The following is a 3,961-nucleotide window of genomic DNA, read 5'->3' as shown; positions in this document are numbered from 1 at the left end:
GCGGCCAGATCAAGACCGGCTCGCTGTCGCGCTCCGACCGTCTGGCCAAGTACAACCAGCTGATCCGCATCGAGGAGATGCTCGGCACCGCCGCCCGCTTCGCCGGCCGCGGCATCCTCAAGGCGTAGTGGATCTTCGGAAGGCGGCTGCGGCAAAGTGTCCGGTGATGCCGGATTTGCTGCGCCGCACCGCCTTTTCCGCTAATATATCAGTACACAAAAAAGACGCTCGCAGAAGAAGACGGCAAGACGCGCTTCTCCTTTCAGCAAGGCGCGCGCCGGGAGGGATCGGCTGAAACGGGCAGCATCATGCCTTTTTCTCTTATCCGGAGTGTTCTGCAATGACTGCCAATGGTGAAACCAGCGGCGACCTCCCGGCCGTGCCGACCGAGGCGGCCCCGATCGAGAACGTCACCTTCGACGAGATCGTGGTCGGCCAGTCCGCCAGCATCGCACGGCAACTGACCGTGATGGACGTCGAGCTGTTCGCCACCGTCTCCGGCAACATCGATCCGGTTCATCTGGACGCGAAATTCGCCGCCGACAGCCGCTTTCAAAAGGTGATCGGGCATGGCATGTGGTCCGGCGCGCTGATTTCCGGCGTGCTGGGGACCCGGCTGCCCGGTGCCGGCACCGTCTACGCCGGCCAGGACCTGCGCTTCCGCCGCCCGGTCGGGCTGGGCGACGTGATCACCGCCACCGTCACTGTGCGCGAGAAGCAGGCCGACAAGAACATCGTCGTCTTCGACTGCCTGTGCACCAACCAGGACGGCGAGGTCGTGGTGACCGGCACCGCCGAGGTGATCGCGCCGACCCGCAAGGTCCGCAGGACCGCCCACGCGCTGCCGCAGATCCAGATGATCCGCCACGACAAGCACGACGCGCTGCTGCGCAAGTGCGACGGGCTGGAGCCGGTCGCCACGGCGGTCGCCCATCCCTGCGATGAAAGCTCGCTGAAGGGCGCGGTCGAGGCAGCGGAAGCCGGCCTGATCGCCCCCATCCTGATCGGCCCGGCGGCGAAGATCCGCGCGCTGGCCGCCGCCCACGGCCTGGACATCGCCCGCTACCGTCTGGTGGACGTCGAGCACAGCCACGCCGCCGCCGCCGCGGCCGTCGCGCTGGCCCGCAGCGGCGAGGCCGAGGCGGTGATGAAGGGCAGTCTGCACACCGACGAACTGATGGCCGAGGTCGTCCGCAAGGAGACCGGCCTGCGCACCAGCCGCCGCATCAGCCACGTCTTCGTGATGAACGTGCCGACCTACCCGCGGGCGCTGCTGATCACCGACGCGGCGATCAACATCTACCCGACGCTTGAGGACAAGGTCCACATCGTCCAGAACGCCATCGACCTCGCCAAGGTGCTGGGCGTGGAGACGCCGCGCGTCGCCATCCTGTCGGCGGTGGAAACCCTCAACCCGAAGATCGCCACCACGCTGGAAGCCGCCGCGCTCTGCAAGATGGCCGACCGCGGCCAGATCACCGGCGGCATCCTCGACGGCCCGCTGGCCTTCGACAACGCCATCAGCGCCGAGGCCGCGCGCATCAAGGGCATCACGTCGCCCGTTTCCGGCCAGGCCGACATCCTGCTCGTCCCCGATCTGGAAGCCGGCAACATGCTGGCCAAGCAGCTCTCCTTCCTCGCCAACGCCGACGCCGCGGGCATCGTTCTCGGCGCGCGGGTTCCGGTCATCCTGACCAGCCGCGCCGACAACGTCCGCACCCGCCTCGCCTCCTGCGCCGTGGCGGCGCTGGTGGCCGCCGCGCGCCGTCCCGCCCTCGCGCTCAACGCCGCTGCCACCCCTCTGGCCGCGGAGTGAGGATCACACCATGTCGCACCGTGACGCCTGTCTCGTCATCAACGCGGGCTCCTCCAGCCTGAAATTCTCCGTCTTCTGCGGCGCCGGAAGGAGCGATCTGGAGGCGGTCCTGACCGGCCAGATCTCCGGCATCGGCACCGCCCCCCGCTTCGAGGCCAAGGACGCGGCCCGCCACGTCCTGGCCGACGGCATCCTGGACGAGGTCGGCCCCGGCGACCGCGCCGGGCTGCTCGGCTTCCTGCTGACCTGGATGCGGCACGAGCTGCGCGACGTGCGGCTGGTCGCCGCCGGCCACCGGGTCGTGCACGGCGGCACCCGCTTCGACGCGCCGGTGCTGCTGACCCCGGCGGTGCTGGCCGAGCTGGAGGCCCTGGTGCCGCTGGCCCCGCTGCACCAGCCGCACAACATCGCGGCGATGACCGCGCTGGCCGAGGTCTATCCGGAGCTGCCGCAGGTCGCCTGTTTCGACACCGCCTTCCACAGCACGCGGCCCTGGCAGGCCCAGATGTTCGCCCTGCCGCGCGAGCTGACCGACGAGGGTGTGCGCCGCTACGGCTTCCACGGCCTGTCCTACGAATACATCGCCCAGCGCCTGCCGCAGATCGCCCCGGAGCTGGCCGAGGCCCGCGTGGTCGTCTGCCATCTCGGCAGCGGGTCCAGCCTGTGCGGCATGCGGGCGGGCCGCAGCGTCGACACCACCATGGGCTTCACCGCGCTGGACGGCCTGCCGATGGGCACGCGCCCCGGCGTCCTCGATCCCGGCGTGCTGATCTATCTGATGCGCGAGAAGGGCATGGGCCCGGACGAGCTGGAGCGCCTGCTCTACCACAAGTCCGGCCTGCTCGGCGTGTCCGGCGTGTCCAACGACATGCGCGCCCTGCTGGACAGCGAGAACCCACAGGCGGCGGAGGCGGTGGAGCTGTTCTGCTTCCAGGTCGCCAAGCAGGCGGCGGGGCTGGCGGCCTCCATGGGCGGGCTGGACGCGGTGGTCTTCACCGCCGGCGTCGGCGAAAACTCCGCCCCGGTGCGGGCGCGGGTGGCGGAGAAGCTGGGCTGGCTCGGAGTCCATCTCGACGGGGCGGCGAACCGCGCCCGCGCCACCCGCATCTCGGCCGCCGACAGCCGCGTCCCGGTCTTCGTCATCCCCACCGACGAGGAGCGGATGATCGCCAGCCACACGCTGGGCATCCTGGCGCGCAACGCGGTGCTGTCGCCCCTGGCGGCCTGAGCGGACGCCTCAAAGCCCGTCCAGGAAGCTCCGGATCGCGTCGAGGACGAGCGTTTCCTGTTCGCGGTGCGGCACATGGCCGGTGTCGGGGAGAAGCCTTGCGGCTCCCCGCCCGGCCGCGATGCGTTCGGGGTGGGCGCTGGAGCCGTACTCGTCGCGGTCGCCGTGCAGGGCCAGCACCGGGCAGCGCACCGCCGCGAGGGCACGGTCCAGGGTCCAGCCGGCGAAGGCGGGGGACAACCACGTCTCGGTCCAGGCGTCGAGGACCCAGCGGGCCTTGTCGCCGTGATACCGCGCCAGCCGCGCGACGTTGGCCGGGTCCTGGAAATCGCGCTTGGCGTCGCGGATGCCGGCGAGGGTCCTCTCTTCCACAAAAGCCTGGGCGGCGATGGTCACGAGGGCGCGGCAGCGCTCCGGAAAGCGCGCCGCCGTCTCGACCGCCATGCCGCCTCCGACGCTGTGCCCGCAGGCGACGAACTCCGCCACGCCGAGCCGGTCGCACAGCGGCGGGAGGCTGTCCCGTGTCTCCGCGGCGACGAAATCCAGGGTCAGCCTTCCGGGATGGGCGTCCGAGCGCCCGAAGCCGAGCCGGTCGTAGGCGACGACGCGGCGGTTCGTCTCGGCCGCCAGCCGCTGCGGGAAGCCGCGCCACAAGTCCACGCTGCCGAGGGAGTCGTGGAAGAGGATGATCGGCACGGCGCCGGCGGTGTCCGGAGTCCAGCTTTTCGCGTAGAGGCGGCCTTCCACGGTCTGGATCGTCCATTCCGTTTCGGTCACGGGAGCTTCGTTCGGCGTCGGCATGGCGGGCGGCGTTGCGGTCCTGGGGACTTCCGTTATACACATCTCCGAGCCCACGGGAGCAACGCCGATGACGGTTTGGCGCGTCCGCTTTGACAAAAAAACACACGCACTCGTCG

The 3,961-nt window shown here is 70.2% G+C and carries 4 protein-coding genes; 3 read left to right on the top strand and 1 reads right to left on the bottom strand.

All coding sequences use genetic code 11. The features are described from left to right. The 3 genes from GBZ26_RS27970 to GBZ26_RS27960 all read left to right on the top strand — a co-directional run. A partial coding sequence (locus GBZ26_RS27970) for a hypothetical protein (RefSeq protein ID WP_174441599.1) occupies positions 1-128 on the top strand: 128 nt, incomplete at its 5' end. Positions 129-340: 212 nt separating this feature from the next. Beyond that, the gene (locus GBZ26_RS27965; RefSeq protein ID WP_174441598.1) at positions 341-1,816 is read left to right on the top strand and encodes a bifunctional enoyl-CoA hydratase/phosphate acetyltransferase; all 1,476 of its coding nucleotides are present in this window, start codon (positions 341-343) and stop codon (positions 1,814-1,816) included. A 10-nt stretch (positions 1,817-1,826) separates the two neighbouring features. Continuing rightward, entirely contained in the window at positions 1,827-3,044 is a 1,218-nt protein-coding gene (locus tag GBZ26_RS27960; RefSeq protein WP_174441597.1) for an acetate/propionate family kinase, read from the top strand. Between the two features lie 9 nt (positions 3,045-3,053). On the opposite strand, the gene GBZ26_RS27955 is transcribed toward GBZ26_RS27960, so the two are convergent. Further along, positions 3,054-3,821 (bottom strand): alpha/beta fold hydrolase, encoded by a 768-nt coding sequence (locus tag GBZ26_RS27955; RefSeq protein WP_343207311.1) that lies wholly within the window; start codon positions 3,819-3,821, stop codon positions 3,054-3,056. Between the last annotated feature and the right edge of the window lie 140 nt (positions 3,822-3,961).

This window comes from Azospirillum formosense, assembly GCF_013340925.1.
Taxonomy (GTDB): Bacteria; Pseudomonadota; Alphaproteobacteria; order Azospirillales; family Azospirillaceae; genus Azospirillum; species Azospirillum formosense.
The sequence above is the reverse complement of the archived record's forward strand: the minus strand, read 5'-3'. Positions and strand labels throughout refer to the sequence as shown.